The organism is Synechococcus sp. R3-13 (assembly GCF_047462195.1).
Lineage (GTDB): Bacteria > Cyanobacteriota > Cyanobacteriia > Thermostichales > Thermostichaceae > Thermostichus.
Genome location: NZ_JANSIO010000234.1, coordinates 1 through 1,078, shown reverse-complemented (window position 1 = coordinate 1,078; position 1,078 = coordinate 1). Strand labels below are relative to the sequence as shown.

Sequence of the window (1,078 nt, the reverse complement as noted above, 5' to 3'; positions counted from 1 at the left end):
AGACGGGGCCGGAAGAGCTGGTCTTCGATGAGGGCTTCCGCTGGTCAGCCGAGATCTTGGCGGCTCAAGGGCGCAAACCGGAAGAGATTTCCGTTGAGGAAATCTCCTGGCTGCAAAAGCTTCGGCGAGGCTTGGGCAAAACCCGCCTTAACCTGATCAACCAGTTGAAAGCCCTGGTAGGCCGCGGCCCTCTGGATCAGAAGGCTGTGGAAGAAATTGAGGCCCTGTTGCTGCAGGCCGATGTGGGGATCGACGCCACCGAGCAGATCATCCAAGCCCTACAAAAGCGCATGCGAGAGGAGGTGGTGCCCCCAGAGGAGGCCGTCAAATACCTCAAGCAGCAGATGCGGCAGATGTTGACGGTGGGGGATCCCACCTTTGCCCCACAACGGGACACGCTCAACATTTGGCTGATTGTCGGGGTGAATGGGGCGGGCAAAACCACCACCATTGGCAAAATTGCCCATGTCGCCCGCAAGTCTGGATACCGCTGTCTGATTGCTGCTGCTGATACTTTCCGGGCTGCTGCTGTGGAGCAGCTCAAGGTTTGGGCAGAGCGAGCAGGGGTAGAGGTGATCGCCAATCCCTCTCCCAATGCCGATCCGGCAGCGGTGGTTTTTGACGCCATCACAGCCGCCAAGGCCAGGGGCACCGAGTTGCTGTTGGTGGACACGGCAGGCCGTCTGCAAAACAAGAAAAACCTGATGGACGAGCTGGCCAAGATCCGCCGCATCGTTGACAAAAAAGCTCCCGAAGCCAAGGTAGAAAGCCTTCTGGTGCTGGATGCCACCCAAGGGCAAAACGGGTTGCGCCAAGCCGAGGTGTTTGCCGAGGCTGCCAAGTTGAGCGGTGTGATCCTGACTAAGCTGGATAGCACCGCCAAGGGGGGGATTGCCCTGGCCATTACGCAGCAGATGAACCTGCCCATCCGCTTTATCGGCGCCGGCGAGGGGCTAGAAGATCTGCGGCCTTTTTCCAGCTACGAGTTTGTGGAAGCTCTTCTAAGCGAGTATTGAGGCACCCCCTCTCTGAGAAGGGCCATTGTGAAAGAGCATGACTCTAGTCAATAATAAGCTCA

Annotated in this window: 1 protein-coding gene; it reads left to right on the top strand. The window is 58.0% G+C overall.

What is annotated here, in order from left to right; translation table 11 throughout:
- A partial coding sequence (gene ftsY, locus NW856_RS07375; protein ID WP_414399678.1) for a signal recognition particle-docking protein FtsY occupies positions 1–1,016 on the top strand: 1,016 nt, incomplete at its 5' end.
- Positions 1,017–1,078: the final 62 nt, after the last annotated feature.